The organism is Ideonella alba (assembly GCF_018069845.1).
GTDB classification, from domain to species: Bacteria; Pseudomonadota; Gammaproteobacteria; order Burkholderiales; family Burkholderiaceae_C; genus Ideonella; species Ideonella alba.
In genome coordinates this window covers 78,044-98,403 of record NZ_JAGQDD010000001.1, presented here as the reverse complement: position 1 = coordinate 98,403, position 20,360 = coordinate 78,044, and the positions used below count along the sequence as shown (strand labels likewise).

Genomic DNA, 20,360 nt, shown 5'->3' with positions numbered 1-20,360 from the left:
TCGCAGGCGAGATGAGCACCGACATCCCCACCTACGACCACATCGTGATTGGCGCCGGCACCGCCGGCTGCCTGCTGGCCAACCGGCTGTCGGCCGACCCGAAGCGCCGCGTGCTGCTGATCGAGGCCGGCGGTCACGACGACTACGCCTGGATCCACATCCCGGTGGGTTACCTGTACTGCATCGGCAACCCGCGCACCGACTGGCTCTACCAGACCGACGCCGACCCGGGCCTCAACGGCCGGCGCCTGCGCTACCCGCGCGGCAAGGTGCTGGGCGGCTGCTCCAGCATCAACGGCATGATCTACATGCGCGGCCAGAGCCGCGACTACGACGCCTGGGCGCTGGACTGCGGCGACGCCAACTGGCGCTGGGAACACTGCCTGCCCTACTTCCTGAAGCACGAGGACCACTGGAAGGGCGCCAACGCGCTGCACGCCGCGCCCGGCTTCGACCCCACCGGCGCGCGCGCCGGCGGCGAGTGGCGGGTGGAGAAGCAGCGCCTGTCCTGGGAGATCCTGGATGCCTTTGCCGCCGCCGCGCAGCAGGCCGGCATCCCCGCCACCGACGACTTCAACCGCGGCAGCAACGAAGGCGTGGGCTACTTCGAGGTCAACCAGCGTTCGGGCCTGCGCTGGAACGCCAGCAAGGCCTTTCTGCGCCCGGTGATCGGCCGGCCCAATCTGCAGCTGTGGACCGGCGCCACCGTGCAGCGCCTGCTGCTGGAACGCGGCGCCGACGGCGCGCTGCGCGCGGCCGGGGTGGAGTGCCGGCCGGTCAACGGCGGCGAGCCAGTGATCGCCCACTGCCGCGGCGAGGTGGTGATGGCCGCTGGCGCGGTGGGCACGCCGGCCATCCTGCAGCGCAGCGGCATCGGCCCGGCGCCGCTGTTGCAGCGCCTGGGCATCCCGGTCCAGCAAGACCTGCCCGGCGTGGGCGGCAACCTGCAGGACCACCTGCAGATCCGCGCGGTCTTCAAGGTGCAGGGCGTGACCACCCTCAACACCCTGGCCGCCACGCCCTGGGGCAAGGCCAAGATCGGCCTGGAATACCTGCTGCGCCGCAGCGGCCCGATGAGCATGGCGCCCTCGCAGCTGGGCGCCTTCACCCGCTCCTCGCCCGAACACGCCTGGCCGAACGTGGAGTACCACGTGCAGCCGCTGTCGCTGGACGCGTTTGGCGAGCCACTGCACCGCTTCAATGCCTTCACCGCCAGCGTCTGCAACCTGAATCCCACGTCGCGCGGGCGCATCGACATCACCAGCCCCGAGGCCGAGGCTGCGCCCTCCATCCTGGCCAACTACCTGAGCACGCCCGAGGACCGCCAGGTGGCCGCCGATTCGCTGCGGCTGACCCGCCGCATTGCCGCCCAGCCGGCGCTGCAGAAGTACCGCCCCGAGGAATGGAAGCCCGGCGTGCAGTACCAGAGCGACGCCGACCTGGCCCGCCTGGCCGGCGACATCGGCACCACCATCTTCCACCCGGTGGGCACCTGCGCGATGGGCCGCGACGACGACCCCGCCGCGGTGGTGGACAGCCGGCTGCGGGTGCGCGGCGTGGCCGGGCTGCGGGTGGCCGACGCCAGCGTGATGCCGCGCATCACCAGCGGCAACACCAATTCGCCCACGCTGATGATCGCCGAACGGGCCGCCGAGTGGCTGCGGGCCGGGCCACAGTGAGTGTCTCCTAACGGGGGGTTTGCCCGGATTCGCACCATCCCGGGGCCCCATTACAGTGCGTGCACTCTCTGCCCTGTCTCCCAGGAGACAGGCTGCGTGAGGGGGTCCGAGGAGACAAACCGGGCCGATAACCAGAATGCATCGAGCCCAGCGGGGGCCCTATCCGGAACCTGACCGCTGAACTTGCCACGTTGTTGAGCAAAAATGCCAAAGGGCGCCAGTTACCACTGGCGCCCTTTTGCTTTGCCGCGCCAGTGACCGCTGGCGTCGGTTTGCTTTGCTGCGCCAGTGCCCTCCCGGTCGCCTGTCTGCCCTGTCCGCCCGCCATGCTTGAGTTGTTGTTCTCCGCCGCCGCCTCGCTGCTGGCCGGTTTCGTCGATGCCATCGTCGGCGGTGGCGGCCTGGTGCTGCTGCCCGCGCTGTTCGCCGCCTACCCCGCGGCGGCGCCAGCCACGCTGTCCGGCACCAACAAGGGCGCAGCGGTCTGGGGCACGGCCTGGGCAGCGCAGCAGTACGCCCGCCGCGTGACGATGAACTGGCGCACGCTGCTGCCCGCCACCGCGCTGGCCTTCGCCGGCAGCTTGGCGGGCGCCTGGCTGCTGACGCAGATCGACGGCTCGGGCCTGCGCAAGGCCCTGCCCTTCGTGCTGGGCGCGATCCTGCTGTACACACTGGCGAAGAAGGAACTGGGCCGCGCCCACGCACCGCTGCACACGCCGCAGCGCGAGGCGCTGCTGGGCGGCACGATCGGCGCCACGATCGGCCTGTACGACGGCTTCTTCGGCCCCGGCACCGGCAGCTTCCTGGTCTTTGCCTTCGTGCGGCTGCTGGGCTACGACTTCCTGCACGCCTCAGCCGCCGCCAAGCTGCTGAACGTGGCCACCAACCTGGCCGCGCTGGCGCTGTTCGGCTGGACCGGCCATGTCTGGTGGCACGTGGCCGCGGTGCTGGCGGTGGCCAACATCGCCGGCAGCCTGCTGGGCACGCGGCTGGCGCTGAAGCATGGCGCCGGCTTCGTGCGCGGCGTGTTCATCGTGGTGGTGGGCGCGCTGATCGCCAAGACCGCCTGGGACGCGTTCCTGCGCTGACCGTTTCAGGCGCCGTACAGCTGCTCCGGCCGCGCCATCAGCAGCCAGCTGGTGACGATGTACTTGTCGCCCGAGACCGGTGTGCGCCCGCGGTGGGTGTGGGTGAAGTAGGCCGGTGCGATCACCATGCGCCCGGCCCGCGGCTGCACCGAGCGGCGCTGGTAGTAGAAGTCGGTCTCGCCGCCCTCGGCCACATCGTTCAGGTAGACCATCCACAGCAGCGTGCGGTGCACCGCCTCGTGGCCGGGCTCGGGGTAGACCTCGCAGTGCCAGTAGTTGTAGTTGCCCAGGCCGGCGTCGTACTTCTGCAGCTGCACGCCGCCGATGCGGAACACCGCGCCCATCAGCTCGCCGGCGATCGGCGCGCCCACCTCGTCGAAGTTGTCGTGGCCCAGCGCCACCGGCTGGCCGGTGGCGGGGTGGCGCACGGTCAGCGTGACCGGGGCGATCAGCGCGAAGTGGTGCTGGCGCAGGTAATCGCGCAGATGGCGCCGCACGGTCTGCAGCAGCGCCTGCAGCGGTGCCTGCCAGTCGGCGTGCTCGCCCAGGTGCAGGTCGGTGGAGATCTTCTTGGCCGTGTCCACCCCGGCGCCGGTGCGCCCCGGGTGGCGGTGCGGGCTGGCCTCGAAGCGCTCGATCAGGGCGCGGCAGAAGGCCGGGTCCAGCGCGTCATCGATCACCGCGATGAAGTCGGTCGTCGGCGTGGGGGGCAGGGGTTCGGCGGACATGGCGCGATGGTGCCTCAACTGCGGGACGCCTTCTCCCCAGTCCGGCTCTTGACAGGCCTGCGCACTGGGCGAAGATCGGCCGCTGCCGCGACTGCGCCCAGGGAGACACCGCATGACCAACGACCCGATCGCCCGCTTCGACGCCATCCACGTCATCTCCGACATCCACATGGGCGGCAAGCCCGGCTTCCAGATCCTGAAGGAGACCGCGCGCCTGGCCGGCTTTGTCGACCGCCTGCGCACCGAGCGCACCGGTCAGCGCCTGGCCCTGGTGCTCAACGGCGACGTGGTCGACACGCTGGCCGAGGACATCGAGGGCTATGTGGCGATCAACGACGCGCTGCCCACGCTGCAGCGCATCGTCGAAGGGCCCTCGTTCGGCGGCATCTGGCAGGCGCTGGCGGCCTTCGTCAAGACCGAAGGGCGCCACCTGGTGGTGGTGATCGGCAACCACGACATCGAGGTGGCGCTGCCACCGGTGCAGCGCTACCTGCTGCAGGTGCTGGCGGGCGACGACCTGGCGGCGCGCTCGCGGGTGGAGTTCTCCACCACCGGCGGCGGCTGGACCTGCCTGGTGGGCGGCGCGCGCGTCTACTGCACCCACGGCAACGAGGTCGATGCCTGGAACTTCAACCGCTACGAAGACCTGGCCCGCGCCGGCCGCCGGCTCAACGCCGGCCAGCGCATGGAGCCCGCCGAGTGGACGCCCAACGCCGGCACGCGCATGGTCAAGGAGGTGATGAACAGCGTGAAGAAGCAGTACCCGTGGATCGACCTGCTCAAGCCCGAGACCCAGGCCGCGGTGGGCACGCTGCTGGTGATGGCGCCCGAGAAGATGAACCAGCTGGGCGATCTGCTGGGCATCGTCGGCGTGAAGACCGCGGGCGAGTACCAGGCGCCCAGGCGTCTGTCGGCCGGCGATGCGCCAGCCGCCGCACCCGCCAGCCAGACGCTGGAGCAGTTGCTGGGCCCGAACCTGCGCCAGGCGCCGGCGCGCGACACCGCCCAGGACATGCTGTCCGCCGCTGAGGACCAGTACGCCACCGCCGCGCCCACGGGCGTCCCGACAGGCCAGCTGGGCACCGCCGGCCTGGTCTGGGACCGCCTGACCGGCTGGATCCGCGGCATCGACCGGCCCGAGGCGCTGCGCCGCGCGCTGCTGGATTGGCTCAAGGGCGACAAGACCTTTGACATCACCGACCGCGACACCACCTGCACCGATGTGCTCAAGGCCGTGGGCGCCGACGTGGACATCATCATCACCGGCCACACCCACCTGGCGCGGGCCATCGACCTGGGCGCCGGGCGCATGTACTTCAACAGCGGCACCTGGATCCGGTTGATGCGTTTCACCGAGGCCATGCTGCGCAGCGAGGCCTCGTTCCGCGCGGTCTGGGAGGTGCTGGAGAAGGGGGCGATGAGCGATCTGGATCAAGCGAGCTTCGGCGCCGAGAAGCTGGTCATGGACATGACCACCGCGATCGAGGTCTCGGTCGATGAAGACGGGAAACAGGTGGTCGGCCAGTTGGTGCAGATCAACGGCGATGGCCGCCAGCAAGGCAAGGCGCTGAAGCGCTACACGAGGGCCCTCGCATGAGCCAGGACAAGGCCGACAGCCGCTGCGCCGCTTCACGCCATGCGGCCACCCGCGTGCACCCCTTCAAGCTCGAGCTGCTGCGCCAGGGCCCGGCGCACAACCAGCTGATGTCGCCGATCACGCCCTACCTGGCGCTCAGCGGCAACGCGCCGCCGCAGACGCTGTACTTCCCGTTCGAGCACCGGCAGCTGCTGTCGCGCCTGGGACGCCTGCGCCAGGCCGACAGGACGATGCCGGCAATGGAGCGCGAGGCGGTGCTGCGCGACCTGGGCGAGCCGCTGGGACAGGTGCTGGGCACGGTGCCCTCGCTGTACGCGGCGATGACGCGCGACGAGGAGCCGCTGCTGCATGTGCAGCTGGCGCTGTCGGCGCTGGAGCTGTCGATGCTGCCCTTCGAGGCGGTGGTGGCCCCCGACCATTTCCCCGGCGGCAACAAGCCGATGCTGCTGCACTCGCCCATGGTGGTCACGCGCGAGGTGCGCCGCGCGCAGCGCGCTGCCGTGCGCTGGAACCGCCCGCCCAAGGTGCTGTTCGCCTTTGCGTCGCCCGGCGGTCTGGCACCGGTGCCGGCCCAGGAACACCTCAATGCGCTGCGCCGGGCGATCGAGCCGCTGGTGCGGCGCAGCACCGAGACCGACCCCGAGAAGAACAAGAAGGAACGCCTGCTCAAGGTGGGCGAGCTGCTGCACGTGCTGCCCAATGCCAGCCTGCGCTCGCTCACCGAGGCCTGCCGCAGCCAGTCCTTCACCCATGTCCACATCCTGGCCCATGGCCTGCCGATCCAGATGGCCGGTGGCGACCGCTACGGCATGGCCCTGTGCCGAGACGGCGAACCGCTGACACTGGCCACGGTGGACGCAGCCCAGCTGGTGGGCGCGCTGCGCGGTGGCATCGACGCCGACGACAACTGCATGCCCACCCTGGTCAGCCTGGCCACCTGCGACTCGGGCGCGGTCGATTCGGTGCTGATGCCCGGTGGCAGCCTGGCTCACGAGCTGCACGAGGCCGGCGTGCCCTGGGTGGTGGCCTCGCAGTTCCCGCTGTGGATGGACGCGTCGGTGCTGCTGGCCGAGTCGCTGTATGCCGGCGTGCTGGTCGGACACGACCCGCGCCGCGTGCTGCTGGAGGTGCGGCGCCGCCTGGCCGCCGAGGTGCCCGACACCTTCGACTGGGCCAGCCTGGTGGCCTATGCCACCATTCCCTTCGACCTGGACCGCCAGGTGGCCGACTTCCGCGAGCGCCAGACGCGCGCGCTGCTGGAGGCCCGCTTCTCGATGATCGACGAGATGCTGGCCCAGGGCACCACCGGCGCCGAGCTGCGCGCGCGCATCGCACCGCTGGCCGAGGACATCCGCGAGATGCTGCGCCGCCAGACAGCGGCCGCTGACCGGGTTGATGCCAGCTTCAGCAGCGAGCGCGCGCGCCGTGCCCTGCGGGCCGAATGGCTGGGCATGACGGCCGCCAGCGAAAAGCGCCTGGGGATTGCCTACCAACGCGTGGCCGATGCCGAGACTGCGCAGAAGGATGCAGACACCGCCGCCCCTGACCCGCGTGCTCAGGAGGCCTACCGGCGCGCCCGAGACCTTTACCTGGAGGCCTCGCACGAGGAGCCGCACAACCACTGGGTCAGCACCCAGTACCTGTCGATGGGCGTGATCGCCGCGCGCGGTGACAAGGCCGCGCTGGCGGCCCTGGTCTCGGCCGGCAAGCTGCGCTGGGAGCTCACAACGCAACTGGCCCGCCTCGAGCAACTGAGCGCCAAGGGCAAGGACCTGGCCTGGGCCTGGGGCACGGTGGCCGAGCTGACCATGCTGGGCAGCGTGTATGCCGGTCGGCAGTTCCGCCAGGGCCAGGCCCAGAACACGATCACCGAGGCCTGCCAGGCGATCATCGCCTCGGCCGGCTCCGATCCGTTCCCGGTGCAATCCACCCGGCGCCAGTTCCAGCGCTACTGCGAGCAGTGGGCCGACGATCGCTGGAGCGCGCTGGCGAAGCTGGCGGTGGATCAGCTCAGCGCGGGCGGCTGAGCGCCGTCGCAGGCCTCTTCGGCCTGCAGCCAGGCTTCAAACGCCCGCAGCGCCGCCGAAGGCGCCCGCCCAAGCGGCCGCGTCAGCCAGTAGCGCCCCACGTCCACCGCCACCCCGAAGGGCTGCACCAGCCGCCCCTCGGCCAGCTCGCGCCGGAACATGGCCGCCGGGGCCAGCGCCACGCCGCTGCCCAGCAGCGCCGCCTGCACCATCAGCACCGACGAGTCGAACTGCGGGCCGCGGGCGGCCAGCGGCTCCAGGCCGGCGGCGCGTGACCAGGCGGGCCAGTCCTCGGTGCGGTAGCTGCGCAGCAGCGTGCAGCGGCGCAGGTCGGCGGGGCGCGCCAGCGTGGCGGCCAGCGCCGGCGCGCACAGGGGGGTGAGCGGCGCGGCCTGCAGTGGCACGGCGTGGGTGCTGCGCCAGGCGCCGTCGCCAAAGCGGATCGCCGCGTCGATGGTTTCGGTGGCCAGGTCCAGCTTGTTGTTGTGCGTCTGCAGCCTCAGCTCGATGTGCGGGTGTTCGGCCTGGAACTGCGGCAGCCGCTCCAGCAGCCAGCCCTGGGCGTAGGTGCCCACCACCGCCACCGTCAGGCGCTGGGGCGGGGCACGTTCGTCCAGCAGTTGCACCGCCTTGTCCAGCAGCGCAAAGGCCTGCTGGACCAGCGGCGCCAGGCGCGCGCCCTCGTCGCTGAGTTGCAGGCCGCGCGCGGTGCGCAGGAACAGGCGCTGGCCGATCTGCGCCTCCAGCGCCTTGATCTGGTGGCTCACCGCGGCCTGGGTCACGCACAGCTCGTCGGCCGCGCGGGTGAAGTTCAGGTGCCGCGAGGCGGCCGCGAAGGCATGCAGGTGGTTCAGTGACAGATGGGTCAGCGCCATGAGATTTCCTCATGCCAGTGCCCAGCACATGTCGTTGGGCAAGGGATGACAGGAGCCCAAGAATACCGCCGCACCACCACCCATTGATGAGGAAAGCTATGGACAGATCCCGTCGCCGCCTGCTGCAACAGGCCCTGGCCGGCCTGGGCAGCCTGGGCCTGGGCAGCGCGCAGGCCGCCCCCGACACCCTGGCCGCCCTGGAGCGCCGCCACGGCGGCCGCCTGGGCGCGGTGATCCAGGACCTGGGCGGTGGCCCGGGCCTGGCGCACCGCGCCGACGAGCGCTTCGCGCTGTGCTCCACCTTCAAGCTGTGGCTGGCGGCCGCCGTGCTGGCCGAAGCCGACGCCGGGCGCTGGCGGCTCGACGACCGCCTGCGCTGGCAGGCGGCCGACGCCGTGCCGAACAGCCCCGTCACCGCCGCCCAGGATGCCCGCGCCGGCATGACGCTGTCGGCACTGGCCGAAGCCGCCCAGTGCCACAGCGACAACCTGGCCGCCAACCTGCTGCTGCGCCACCTGGGCGGGCCCGCCGCGCTGACCGACTGGTTGCGCCGGCAGGGCGACAGCGTCACGCGCCTGGACCGCATCGAGCCGGCGATGAACCAGGTTCGCGCCGGCGAGGTGCAGGACAGCACCTCGCCGGCCGCCATCGCCGCCAACCTGACGCGACTGCTGAGGGGCGACCTGCTCAGCGCCAGCAGCCGCGATCGCCTGCTGGGCTGGATGCGCGCCACGCGCACCGGCCCACGCCGCCTGCGCGCCGGACTGCCCAGCGGCTGGACCCTCGGCCACAAGACCGGCACCGGCCTGGACGACGGCCTGCCCGACCGCCTCAACGATGTCGGCATCGTCTGGCCCCCGGGCGGCCGCGCGCCGCGCGTGGTGGCTGTCTACTACGAGGGCCCGCAGCGCGGCAGCCGCGACCCCCGCCCGCAGGACGAGGCGGTGCTGGCGGCGGTGGGCCGGCTGGCCACGCGTTGAGCAGGCCACAATCGCAGCCATGACGACACGGCTGCGCCTGGTGGACTGTTGCCTGGGCCCGCTGCAGGGCCTGACGGCCGAGCTGTGCCCGGGGCTGTCGGCCATCACCGGCGGCGAAGGCCGCGGCAAGACGCTGCTGCTGCGCCTGCTGGCCGGTGAGGTGGCACCGGCGCAGGGCCGGATCGAGCGGCAGCACGGCCCGGTCTGGTACGCCCCCACCGACGACCCCGCCGACGACGCCGTGGTGGCCACCGACTGGCTGGCCGCGCGCCGCGCCGCCCACCCCGGCTGGGACGCGAGCGTGGCCGCCGAGCTGGCCCAGGCGCTGGGCCTGGACGAGCACCTGCCCAAGCCGCTGTACATGCTCTCGCGCGGCAGCCGCCGCAAGCTGGGGCTGCTGGGCGCCGCGGCCAGTGGCGCTGATCTGGTGCTGCTCGACCAGCCTTGGGCGGCGCTGGATGCGCGCTCCTGCCGCCTGGTCGATGACCTGCTGAGCGAGGCGGCCCAGAGCGAGCGCAGCGCCTGGGTCGTGGCCGACTACCTGCTGCCGCCCGGCCTGGACGGGGTGCCGCTGGCCCAGCACTGGGGCTTGGGCGACTGAGCGCCAGGGCCGCGGCAGCGCTCGCCCAGCGGGGGCCGACCCGCGACAATCGCTTGCATGATCGCGCTCCCCGCCGCACCCGCCGACCTGCTGCGCGCGCTGCAGGACAGCGTGGACCGCACCGAGCACGCCGCCACCGACGCCTGCCTGCAGGCCTTGCTGCAACACCCCGGCCTGCCCACCCACCTGCAGGCGCAGGCGCTGGCCATCGCCTCGCATGGCCACTACCGGCGCAATGACCTGACCCAGGCTTCGCGCCTGGCCAGCGAGGCGCGCGCTGCGGCCGATCTGGCCGGCGACGCCACCGCCACCGCCCACGCCGGCCTGGCCTGGGCCCGCATCTGCTGGGCGCTGGGCGATCTGGACGAGGCCCTGGCCGAGCTGAAGGCGGTGCACCGCCAGTCGCCCGCCGAGCCGCGCCTGCAGCTGCACCTGTTCAACCTGCTGGGCCTGGTGCACGCCGACCTGGGTCAGGCCGAGGCCGCTGAAACCTACCAGCGCCAGGCCCTGGACAGCGCCCGCCGCAGCGGCTGCGTGGACCTGCGCCTGATCGCGCTGACCAACCTGGCCGGCCGTGTGCTGGCCCGCGGCGAGGCGGCGCGGACCCTGCACCCCGACACCGCCGCCGCGGCCTGGGCCGAGCTGGACCGGCTGGCCGCCGAGGCCGATGCGCTGGCCTGCGCCCATGACCAGGAGCTGACGCTGCCGCACCTGCTGGTGGCGCTGGGCGCGTCGCTGGTCCTGCGCGACCGGCGCGACGAGGCCCTGGCGGTGTTCGCGCGCCAGGCGCGCATCGCCGCGGCTTGGCCCGACCGCAGCAGCCTGCCGCATGCCGCCGGCTGGCTGGCGCGGCTGCACGCCGCCGCGGGGGATCTGGCGGCCGCGCGGCGCGCCATCGACGACGGCCTGGCGGCCTGCGCCGCCCTGGGGGCCAAGGCGCGCGCCGCGGCCCTGCACGAACAGGCCTGCGCGATCGAGGAAGCCGGCGCTCACTGGCGTGAAGCCTTGCAGCACCACAAGCGCTTCCATGCGCTGCGCGAGGAATGCGCGGTCGACCTGGCGCAGCGCAAGGCCGCCGCGCTGGCGCTGCGGGTGGAACTGGAGCGCGCCCGCCGCGAGGCCCTGGCGGACGCCCTCACCGGCCTGGGCAACCGCCGCTACCTGGACCAGCGCCTGGCACCCTGGCATGCCCAGGCGCGCGAGCGGGGCCGGCCGCTGCCGCTGGCACTGCTGGACATCGACCACTTCAAGCAGATCAACGACCGGCACTCGCACCTGGTGGGCGATGCGGTGCTGCGCCGCCTGGCGCAACTGCTGCAGGCCGGCGCGCGCGACGCCGACCTGTGCGCCCGCTTCGGCGGCGAGGAGTTCGTGCTGGCCTGGCCCGCGCTGGACCTGCCGGCCGCGCGCCAGGTGGCCGAGCGCCTGCGCGCCCAGGTGGCCGCCGAGGACTGGGGCGTCCTGGCCTCGGGCCTGCGGGTGACGGTGAGTGTCGGCCTGGCCGATCTGGCCGACCATGCCAGCGCCGCCGACGGCCTGGCCGCCGCTGACGCGGCCCTCTATGCCGCCAAGGCGGCAGGACGCGACTGCGTGCGGGTGGCTACCAGCGACTGAACCACCAGTTCGGCCGAGCGGCAGCCATCCAGGAACTGCAGCAGCGGTGCCGGCCGGGTCAGCGCCAGCCCGGCAATCTCCGCCGGCTCCAGCAGCAGCAGCTCCAACAGCGAGCCGACGCCAGCCGCCTCCAGCACGGCCAGCGTGCGCCGACCGATGCCTGGCTGCGCCAGCAGCAGTGCGCGCTCGGCCGGGCGGAAGCGGGCCGGCTGCGGCGGCCGCGGCCGCGGCGCCGGACGGGCTCGCGCCACTGCGATGCCGGTGGTGGAGCGAAAGCCGTTGAGCGCAGGAATCATGGTCTCAGGCTGTCAGGCGGCCAGCGCGGCCAGAAAGGCGTCATGGCTGGGCATTGTCCGCACCGTGCCGACAATGGCCTCGCGCAGCCGCGCGAAGTGGCCGCGCAGCGCTGCCGCGTCGATGCCGTGCGTGAGCGGGTCGTGGCGCCGCGGCAGCACGCCCATGCCGTTCATGATCGCCACCCACGAGGGCTCGGCAAAACCGTCCGGGTCGAGCACCGCCACGCGGCCGCTGTCGCGGAACAGCGCGATCTGGTGCGCCAGCGTGTCGGGCAGCGGCATCGTGCGCAGTTCGCGCCAGAACGGTTGGTCATCGCGCCGGCTCAGCGTGTAGTGCAGGATGATGAAGTCGCGGATGGATTCGTACTGGCGCGCCATCAGCCGGTTGAACTCGGCCGCCAGGTGTGGCTCGAAGCTGCGGTCGGGCAGCAGCATCAGCAGCCGGCCCACCGCGTCCAGGATCAGCTGGATGCTGGTCGACTCCAAGGGTTCGAGGAAGCCCGAGGACAGGCCCACCGCCACCACATTGCCCACCCAGCACCGGCGCCGCCGGCCAGCGGTGAAGCGGATCGGCCGCGGCACATCGGTGGCCGGCGTCGGCAGGCCGGCCAGCAGCAGGCGCGCGGCCTCGTCGTCGTCCATGAAGCGGCTGCAGTAGACATGGCCGTTGCCGGTGCGGTGCTGCAGGGGGATGCGCCAGGTCCAGCCGGCCGGGGTGGCGGCGCTGCGGGTGAAGGGCGGCAGTTGCGCCATGCGGCCGCTGGGCACGGCCAGCGCGCGGTCGCAGGGCAGCCAGTGGCTCCAGTCCTCGAAGCCGGCCTGCATCACGCCCTCGATCAGCAGCGCGCGAAAGCCCGAGCAGTCGATGAACAGGTCTCCCTCGACACGCCGGCCATCGGCCAGGCGCAGGGCGCTGACGAAGCCGTCGCCAGGCCGGCGCTCGACCTCGACCACCTGGCCCTCCGTGCGCACCACGCCGGCGGCCAGCGCGTGCTCGCGCAGGTAGGCGGCGTACAGGCCGGCATCGAAATGAAAGGCGTAGGCGTAGGCATTGGCGGCGCTGGGCGGCCCCTCCAGCGGCGGCGTGAAGCGGCCCTGGCGCGCCATCTCGGTGGGCACCGACCAGTCGGCCAGCGCACCGATCGCGCCTTCGTGGCGCAGGCGCAGCCAGTAGGCGTAGGACGAGCGGGTGTCGATCGGCGGGCCATGGTCGCCAAAGCCGTGGAAGAAGGACTCACCCACCTTGCCCCAGTCCGCGAACTCGATGCCCAGCTTGAAGCTGGCCTGCGTGCGGCGAATGAACTCGGCGTTGTCCAGGCCCAGGCTGGCATTGAAGAAGCGGATCGGCGGCAGCGTGGCCTCGCCGACGCCGATGGTGCCGATCTCGGCCGACTCCACCAGCTCGATCACCGGCGCCGCACCGCCGCGCCGCAGGCGCTGCGCCAGCGGCAGCGCCGCCATCCAGCCGGCGGTGCCGCCGCCGAGGATGACGATCTTGCGCAGGGCCTGGGGGTCGTGCATGGGGCGCGCAGGGGGTGTGACGGGGCGCCATCATGGGCCCGAAGGCGCCTGGTGGTGGCTTGGTATTTCCCCTGGATTGATTCGTTCGACGATCGAACTATAGTCGCCCCACGATTCTGCCATCGTCCTACCGGCCTCCTGTCTTGCTCGCCGATCTCACCCACGCCGCCGGCCACCAGCAACTGCTCAAGGGCATCAACCGCATGTCCCTGGTGCGCCACCTCTGCACCCATCCGGGTTTGTCCCGGGTGGAGCTGGCGGCGGCCGTCGGCCTGACCAAGTCCACGGTCAGCACCCTGGCGCGCGAGCTGCTGGACGAGGGCTGGCTGGTCGAGCGCGAGGTGGTGGCCACCGGCGAGCTGGGCCGGCGCCCGACGCCGCTGTTCGTCGACCCCGAGCGCAAGCTGCTGCTGGGCGTGGAGGTCGGCATCGAGTCGCTGCGCCTGGTGCTGACGTCGCTGACCGGCGAGGTGCAGCAGTCGGCCTCGGTGCCCATGACGCCCGGCCGTGGTGCCAAAGCCTGCCTGGGCCAGCTGTCCCAGACGATGCTGAAGCTGGCGCAGCGCATCGACACGCCGCGCCAGCACATCATCGGCATCGGCATCGGGCTGCCCGGCGGTGTCGACGAGGCCAGCGGCCACCTGCATTTCGCCCCCAACCTGGGCTGGCGCGATGTGCCCGTCGGCGCCCTGCTCGGCGAACGCCTGGCCGGCACCGCGCTGGATGGCGTGCCGCTGTTCGTGCAGAACGAGGCCGATGTCGCGGCGCTGGGCGAGCTCGAGTTCAATCGCCACGAGGTGGCCGATCCGCTGCTCTATGTCAGCCTCAACGAGGGCGTTGGCGCCGGGGTCGTGGTGGGCGAGCGCCTGCTCACCGGGCACCGCGGCTTTGCCGGCGAGGTCGGCCACATCGTGCTGCAGCTCAACGGCCCCCCCTGCAGCTGTGGTCGCCGTGGCTGTGCCGAAGCGCTGATCGGCCTGCGCGCGATGCTGGGCCCGCAGTCCGACGACGACGAGCAGCGCCACCTGTCGGTGCTGGCGGCGCGGGTGCAGGCGGGCGAGCGCGGCACGCTGCGCGCGGTCGCCAGGTCAGGCGCCTACCTGGGCGTGCTGCTGCAGAACCTGGCTGCGGCCTACGACCCCGGCTGCATCGTGCTGGGCGGCGCGCTGGTCAGCCTGGGCGATCCCTTCCTGCAGCCCGCGCTGCGCACGCTGACCGAGCACGCCGCCGCCGCCGGTCTGGCCCCGCCGGCGCTGCGCATCAGCCGCCATGGCGCCGACGCGGTGGCCATCGGTGCGGCGGCGCTGGCGCGCTACCGCCTGACCCGGCCGCTGACCATGCCCGCGCTGAAGGACGCCGCATGAGCGCGGGCGCACCGCTGCACCCGGCCGAGGGCTGCTCGCTGGGCATCGACCTGGGCACCTCCGAGGTCAAGCTGCTGCTGCTGGATGCGCAGGGCAGCGTGATCGGCCAGGCGGGGGCACCGCTGTCGCTGTCGCAGCCGCAGCCGCTGTGGTCCGAACAGCTGCCGCAGGACTGGTGGAACGCCACCCAGCTGGCGGTGGCCGAGCTGCGCGCGGCCCATCCGCAGGCCTTTGCCGCGGTGCGCGCCATCGGCCTGTCCGGCCAGATGCACGGCGCCGTGCTGCTGGACGGTGACGACATGGTGCTGCGTCCGGCCATCCTCTGGAACGACGGCCGCAGCCACGCGGAGTGTGCCGAGCTGTCGTCCCGCGTGCCCAACCTGCATGCCATCGCCGGCAACCTGGCGATGCCGGGCTTCACCGCGCCCAAGCTGCTGTGGGTGAAGCGCCACGAGCCGGCCTTGTTTGCGCGCGTCCGCAGCGTGCTGCTGCCCAAGGACTATCTGCGCTGGTGCCTGTCGGGCGACAAGGTCAGCGAGGCCTCTGATGCCGCCGGCACGCTGTGGCTGGACGTGGCCCGGCGCGACTGGTCCGACGAACTGCTGGCCGCGTGTGGCCTGAGCCGCGCCCAGATGCCGCGCCTGGTCGACAGCGGCGCGCCGTCGGCCACGCTGCGGCCGGCGCTGGCCGCCGCCTGGGGCCTGCCGGCGGGCGTGGTGATCGCCGGCGGAGCCGGCGACAACGCCGCCAGCGCCATCGGCATCGGCGCCACCGAGCCGGGGCAGGGCTTCCTGTCGCTGGGCACGTCGGGCGTGCTGTTCGTCGTCAACGACCGCTACCGCCCCAACCCGGCCAGCGCCGTGCACGCCTTCTGCCATGCGCTGCCGCAGCGCTGGCACCAGATGGGCGTGATGCTGTCGGCGGCCAGCTGCCTGCGCTGGTTCACGTCCTTCAGCGGCGCCGGTCACGAGACCACGCTGCTCGACGAGGTGGCCCGGCTCAGTCCCGCCCAGCGCACCGAGGCGCCGCTGTTCCTGCCCTACCTGGCCGGTGAGCGCACGCCCCACAACGATCCCTTCGCGCCCGGCGTGCTGCACGGCCTGACCCACGCCAGCACCCGCGCGCACGGCGGCTACGCAGTGCTCGAAGGCGTGGCCTTCGGTCTGGCCGATGCGCTCGACGCGCTGCGCGCCGCCGGCACCGAGGTCGGCCCGCTGGCGCTGGTGGGCGGCGGCGCCCGCAGCGCGCTGTGGGCCCAGCTGCTGGCCGATGTGCTGGGGCTGGAGCTGCGTCAGCTCGACGGCGCCGAGACCGGCGCCGCGCTGGGCGCCGCCCGCCTGGGCTGGCTGGCCGCCGGCGCCGACCCGGCCCGCGTCTGCACCCCCCTGGCCGTGACGGCCCGTTTCCACCCCACGCCCGGCGCCGCCGCGCGCCTGGCCGAGCGGCGCGCCCGCTTCCAGAGCCTGTACCAGCGCCTGCGCGCACCGTCCACGACACCGCGGCAGGCGCTCGCGATGACCGCCTGAGCCTCTTTTCAAGCCGCTGATTTAACGCTAAAGCCCACTGAAGCCACCCATGAGCAGCTACTTCCAGGACATCCCGCCCATCCGCTTTGCCGGAGCGGCCAGCGAGGACCCGCTGTCCTTCCGCCACTACGACGCCGACCGCCTGGTGCTGGGTCGGCGCATGGCCGATCACCTGCGCTTTGCCGTCTGCTACTGGCACAGCTTCTGCTGGACCGGCCTGGACCCCTTCGGCGGCGGCACCTTCGAGCGCCCCTGGTTCGAGGGCGCGGCGCCGATGGTGCTGGCCGAACGCAAGGCGCAGGCCGCCTTCGACTTCTTCGAGCGCCTGGGCGCGCCCTACTACTGCTTCCATGACCGCGATGTCGCCCCGGAAGGCGCCACCCCGCGCGAGAGCCACGAGAACTTCCTGCGCATGGTCGATGTGCTGGGCGAGCACCAGCAGCGCACCGGCATGAAGCTGCTGTGGGGCACGGCCAATCTGTTCAGCCACCGCCGCTTCATGTCGGGGGCCGCCACCAACCCCGATCCGCGCATCTTCGAGCTGGCCGCGCTGCAGGTGCGCGACGCCCTGGACGCCACGCTGCGCCTGGGCGGCGAGAACTATGTGCTGTGGGGCGGCCGCGAAGGCTACGAGACCCTGCTCAACACCCGCGTCGGCCAGGAGCTCGACCAGTTCGCCCGCTTCCTGCACCTTGTGGTCGAGTACAAGCACCGCATCGGCTTCACCGGCACGCTGCTGATCGAGCCCAAGCCGCGCGAGCCGTCCAAGCACCAGTACGACTTCGACACCGCCACGGTCTACGGCTTCCTGGCCCGCCACGGCCTGGACAAGGAGATCAAGGTCAACATCGAGGCCAACCACGCCACGCTCTCGGGTCACAGCTTCGAGCACGAGATCGCCACCGCCGCCGCGCTGGGCATCCTGGGCAGCATCGACATGAACCGCGGTGACCCCCAGCTGGGCTGGGACACCGACCAGTTCCCCAACAACGTGCCCGAGCTGGCGCTGGCGCTCTACCACATCCTGCAGGCCGGCGGCCTGGGCACTGGCGGCCTGAACTTCGACGCCAAGGTGCGCCGCCAGTCGATCGACGCGGCCGATCTGTTCCACGGCCACATCGGCGGCATGGACGCCTGCGCGCGCGCGCTGCTGGTGGCCGAGAAGATGATCACCGACGGGCGCCTGCAGGCCGCGCTGGCGCAGCGCTACGCCGGCTGGGACAGCGCACGTGGCCAGGCCATTCTGGGCGGACAGCTGACGCTGGCCGACCTGGCCGACGCGGTGCTGCAACACAACACCGACACCGCGCCGGTGTCGGGCCGCCAGGAATACCTGGAGAACCTCGTCAATCGCTTCTGCGAACCCTGAGCCGACTTTCACCGAGCGGCGAGACAGCCGCACCGCCCCACCCTCTCGACACAGCAACCGGAGACAAGCCATGAAGAAACCCCAGCGCACGGCGCTCTCGCTCGCGGCCGCCCAGGTGGCCCTGATGTGGACCGGCCTGGCCAGCGCCCAGCAGGCGCCTGCCCCGGCCCCCGCCGCCAGTGCCGCCACCGCGATCGTCGTCACGGGCCAGCGCGCCGCCCTGCAAAGCGCGCAGAAGATCAAGCAGGAGTCCGACGAGATCGTCGACTCGATCGTCGCCGACGACATCGGCAAGCTGCCCGACCGCTCGATCACCGAGGTGCTGCAGCGCGTGGTGGGCGTCACCATGGACCGCACGATGGCCAAGGGCGATCCCGAGCACTACTCGGTCGAGGGCTCGGGCGTCTCGATCCGCGGCCTGTCCTGGGTGCGCTCCGAGCTCAACGGCCGCGACTCCTTCTCGGCCAACGGCGGCCGCGCGCTGAACTTCGAGGACGTGCCGCCCGAGCTGATGGCCGGCGTGGACGTCTACAAGAACCCCTCGGCCGAACAGATCGAGGGCGCCGTCGGCGGTCTGGTCAACCTGCGCACCGCACTGCCGCTGGACTTCAAGGGCTTCAAGGGCGCGGTGTCGCTGGAGAACACCTACAACAAGCTCAACAGCAAGCAGTCGCCCTCGGGTTCGCTGCTGCTGAGCAACCGCTGGGACACCGACCTCGGCCAGTTCGGCGCGCTGCTGAACCTGGCGCATTCCGAGAGCCGCACCCGCTCCGACTTCTTCCAGGTCGAGCCCTACTACCCGCGCACCGACGCCTATGCCGGCCAGGACCCGGCGACGACGGTCTGGATCCCCAAGGGCGCACAGTGGCGCACGCTGGAGTTCGAGCGTCAGCGTGACGGCCTGTACGGTGCGCTGCAGTGGAAGAAGAACGACTTCGAGACCGCGCTGACCTACTTCCAGTCGAAGTACCACATGCAGTGGGACGAGCAGGCGATCTTCGCCCAGCAGAACCCCTACTCGGTCACCGTCACCAACGGCCAGTTCAACGACAAGGGCGCGCTGGTCTATGGCACGCTGACCACCACCGACAACGGCGGCCTGTTCAACTTCAACAACGACACCCGCTTCGCCACCCGCGACTCCAAAACCGAGGAGTTCGCCTGGAAGGCCAAGTGGAAGGCCAGCGACCGCTGGAGCTTCAGCACCGACCTGCAGTACATCCGCGCCCGCACCGACGGCTTCGACTCCACCGTCGCCACCGGCGTGGGCATGCCCAAGGAGACGCTGGACCTGCGCGGCGCCACGCCGACGCTGATCTTCGACGCCGCCGACCGCGCCCACCTGGCCGACCCGAAGAACTACTACTGGGCCTTCACGATGGAGCACCTGGACCGCAGCAAGGCCACCGAGAAGGCCGGCCGCGCGGACGCCAAGTACACCTTCGACGACCCCGTGCTGCAGGACCTGCGCTTCGGCATCCGCCTGAACGACCGCGAGGCCCTGTCCTACCGCAACCCCAGCAACTACCACTGGCAGGCCCTGACCCAGCCCTGGACCGCTGGCGGCCCGGCCTACCTGAGCGACTACCCGGGCAACACCCACCTGCAGCAGTTCGGCAACTTCTTCGGCGGCAGCGTTTCCGCGCCGCCGGCCGTGATCTTCCCGAACTCCTCGCTGGCCCAGGGCTTCCCGGCCAGCTACCAGACCCTCTACGGCTACACCCGCGACCACTGCAGGAAGCAGCTCGGCGCCAACAACCCCACCTGCGACGGCTGGCCCTTCGTCTTCTCGCCGGAGTCGATCTCCGAGGACGCCAACAGCCCGGGCACCAACGTGCTGCAGGAGCGCTCGCAGGCGGCCTACGCGCAGCTGCGCTTCGGCTTCGACGACTGGAAGTACCCGGTCGACGGCAACATCGGTGTGCGTCTGGTCAACACCAAGGTCACCGCGCACGGCTACGTCGCCTTCGACGGCAGCAAGAACTCGCCCACCGACAGCGGCGTGACGGTGCCGGTGATCGCCGCCTACAACAAGCCGGTGGACTTCGAGAACACCTACACCAACGTCCTGCCCAGCCTGAACCTGCGCATGAAGGCGGGCAGTGATCTGCAGTTCCGCTTCGCGCTGGCCAAGGCGATGTCGCGCCCCGACTTCACCGACATGCAGGCCTACACCAAGCTGAGCCAGGACGTGCAGCGCAACGGCACCGTCGTGACCTCGGTCACGCAGACCGGCGAGGCGCTGGGCAACCCGATGCTCAAGCCGATCAGGTCCACCCAGGCCGACCTGACCGCCGAGTGGTACTTCAGCAAGGCCGGCTCGTTCACCGTGGCGCTGTTCGACAAGGAGCTCAAGGACGTCATCATCCGGCAGTCCACCGCCTTCCAGATCCCGGACACCAGCGGCAACCCGCAGACCTTCGTCGTCACCAGCCCGGTCAACGGCGCCAAGGGCTATGCGCGCGGCTTCGAGCTGGCCTTCCAGACCTACTTCGACAGCCTGCCGGGCTGGATGTCGGGCTTCGGCGTGCAGGCCAACTACACCTACGTCGACAGCAAGACCAAGCTCTACAACCCGGTCAACGCCGCCTACTGCAGCGGCGGCAACTCGGCCACCAACTTCAACCTGAACCTCAACGGCTGCGACACCGACGGCCGCAGCTTCGGCGACCTGCCGCTGCAGAACCTCTCGCGCAACGCCTTCTCGCTGGCGCTGATGTATGACCAGGGGCCGCTGTCGGCGCGCCTGGCCTACAGCTGGCGCGGCAAGTACCTGCAGGCGGTCAACGTCAATGGCACGCAGGGTGGCGACGGCACCGACACCAACCCGAACAGCCCGACGGTCGGCCAGCGCAACGTGGCCTGGGGCCTGCCGGTGTGGGCGGACGCCTATGGCCAGGTCGACGGCGGCGTGTTCTACAAGCTGCTCAACGACCAGCTGACCCTGGGCCTGGAGGCGCAGAACCTGACCTCGGCGCGCCAGCGCCAGCTGATGCAGCAGCACATCGGCTACATGACGCGCGGCCTGTTCTACACCGGCCCGCGTTACACGGTCACGGCGCGCTACACGTTCTGATCCAGGGCACCATTGCGCC

General features: G+C 71.7%; 15 protein-coding genes. 11 read left to right on the top strand and 4 right to left on the bottom strand.

The annotated features are described in order from the left end of the window. Positions 1-11 precede the first annotated feature (11 nt). Complete coding sequence (locus tag KAK03_RS00405) at positions 12-1,679, top strand: GMC family oxidoreductase (protein WP_210851042.1); 1,668 nt, start codon at positions 12-14, stop codon at positions 1,677-1,679. A gap of 326 nt (positions 1,680-2,005) precedes the next feature. Beyond that, positions 2,006-2,767 (top strand): sulfite exporter TauE/SafE family protein, encoded by a 762-nt coding sequence (locus KAK03_RS00400; RefSeq protein ID WP_210851041.1) that lies wholly within the window; start codon positions 2,006-2,008, stop codon positions 2,765-2,767. Positions 2,768-2,772: 5 nt separating this feature from the next. Here the strand turns inward: KAK03_RS00400 and KAK03_RS00395 are convergent, their stop codons facing one another. Further along, on the bottom strand, positions 2,773-3,495 hold the full coding sequence (locus tag KAK03_RS00395; RefSeq protein ID WP_210851040.1) for a 2OG-Fe(II) oxygenase: 723 nt from the start codon (positions 3,493-3,495) through the stop codon (positions 2,773-2,775). Between the two features lie 112 nt (positions 3,496-3,607). On the opposite strand from KAK03_RS00395, the gene KAK03_RS00390 reads away from it, so the two are divergent. Both KAK03_RS00390 and KAK03_RS00385 read left to right on the top strand, forming a co-directional pair. Then, positions 3,608-5,092 (top strand): metallophosphoesterase, encoded by a 1,485-nt coding sequence (locus tag KAK03_RS00390; RefSeq protein ID WP_210851039.1) that lies wholly within the window; start codon positions 3,608-3,610, stop codon positions 5,090-5,092. Further along, the gene (locus KAK03_RS00385) at positions 5,089-7,119 is read left to right on the top strand and encodes a CHAT domain-containing protein (RefSeq protein WP_210851038.1); all 2,031 of its coding nucleotides are present in this window, start codon (positions 5,089-5,091) and stop codon (positions 7,117-7,119) included. Before KAK03_RS00390 ends, KAK03_RS00385 begins: the two co-directional genes overlap by 4 nt. Here the strand turns inward: KAK03_RS00385 and KAK03_RS00380 are convergent. Continuing rightward, complete coding sequence (locus KAK03_RS00380) at positions 7,098-7,994, bottom strand: LysR family transcriptional regulator (protein ID WP_210851037.1); 897 nt, start codon at positions 7,992-7,994, stop codon at positions 7,098-7,100. The two genes, KAK03_RS00385 and KAK03_RS00380, sit on opposite strands and share 22 nt — an antisense overlap. Before the next feature lie 98 nt (positions 7,995-8,092). On the opposite strand from KAK03_RS00380, the gene bla reads away from it, so the two are divergent. From bla to KAK03_RS00365, 3 genes are read left to right on the top strand one after another with little or no spacing between them, the layout of a single operon-like run. Beyond that, positions 8,093-8,974, top strand: coding sequence for a class A beta-lactamase (gene bla, locus KAK03_RS00375; RefSeq protein WP_210851036.1), 882 nt, complete (start codon positions 8,093-8,095; stop codon positions 8,972-8,974). A gap of 19 nt (positions 8,975-8,993) precedes the next feature. After that, positions 8,994-9,575, top strand: a complete 582-nt coding sequence (locus KAK03_RS00370; RefSeq protein WP_210851035.1) for an ABC transporter ATP-binding protein — start codon at positions 8,994-8,996, stop codon at positions 9,573-9,575. Between the two features lie 57 nt (positions 9,576-9,632). After that, a complete protein-coding gene (locus KAK03_RS00365) occupies positions 9,633-11,189 on the top strand; it encodes a GGDEF domain-containing protein (protein WP_210851034.1) in 1,557 nt (518 codons plus the stop codon). Here KAK03_RS00365 and KAK03_RS00360 read toward each other — a convergent pair. Both KAK03_RS00360 and KAK03_RS00355 read right to left on the bottom strand, forming a co-directional pair. Further along, positions 11,135-11,485: a hypothetical protein gene (locus tag KAK03_RS00360; RefSeq protein WP_210851033.1), complete on the bottom strand. Its 351-nt coding sequence runs from the start codon at positions 11,483-11,485 to the stop codon at positions 11,135-11,137. The two genes, KAK03_RS00365 and KAK03_RS00360, sit on opposite strands and share 55 nt — an antisense overlap. 12 nt (positions 11,486-11,497) lie before the next feature. Then, positions 11,498-13,006 carry a tryptophan halogenase family protein gene (locus KAK03_RS00355; RefSeq protein ID WP_210851032.1) on the bottom strand — a complete coding sequence of 503 codons (1,509 nt, stop codon included), beginning with the start codon at positions 13,004-13,006 and terminating at the stop codon, positions 11,498-11,500. Positions 13,007-13,149: 143 nt separating this feature from the next. Here KAK03_RS00355 and KAK03_RS00350 point away from each other — a divergent pair, with 143 nt between their 5' ends. The 4 genes from KAK03_RS00350 to KAK03_RS00335 all read left to right on the top strand — a co-directional run bounded on the left by KAK03_RS00350 (position 13,150) and on the right by KAK03_RS00335 (position 20,341). Next, positions 13,150-14,370: an ROK family transcriptional regulator gene (locus KAK03_RS00350; RefSeq protein WP_210851031.1), complete on the top strand. Its 1,221-nt coding sequence runs from the start codon at positions 13,150-13,152 to the stop codon at positions 14,368-14,370. Further along, positions 14,367-15,896: a xylulokinase gene (gene xylB, locus KAK03_RS00345; RefSeq protein ID WP_210851030.1), complete on the top strand. Its 1,530-nt coding sequence runs from the start codon at positions 14,367-14,369 to the stop codon at positions 15,894-15,896. Before KAK03_RS00350 ends, xylB begins: the two co-directional genes overlap by 4 nt. A 49-nt stretch (positions 15,897-15,945) precedes the next feature. Continuing rightward, positions 15,946-17,265, top strand: coding sequence for a xylose isomerase (xylA, locus tag KAK03_RS00340; protein ID WP_210851029.1), 1,320 nt, complete (start codon positions 15,946-15,948; stop codon positions 17,263-17,265). 70 nt (positions 17,266-17,335) lie between these two features. Beyond that, positions 17,336-20,341, top strand: coding sequence for a TonB-dependent receptor (locus KAK03_RS00335; protein WP_210851028.1), 3,006 nt, complete (start codon positions 17,336-17,338; stop codon positions 20,339-20,341). The last annotated feature ends 19 nt before the right edge of the window (positions 20,342-20,360 follow it).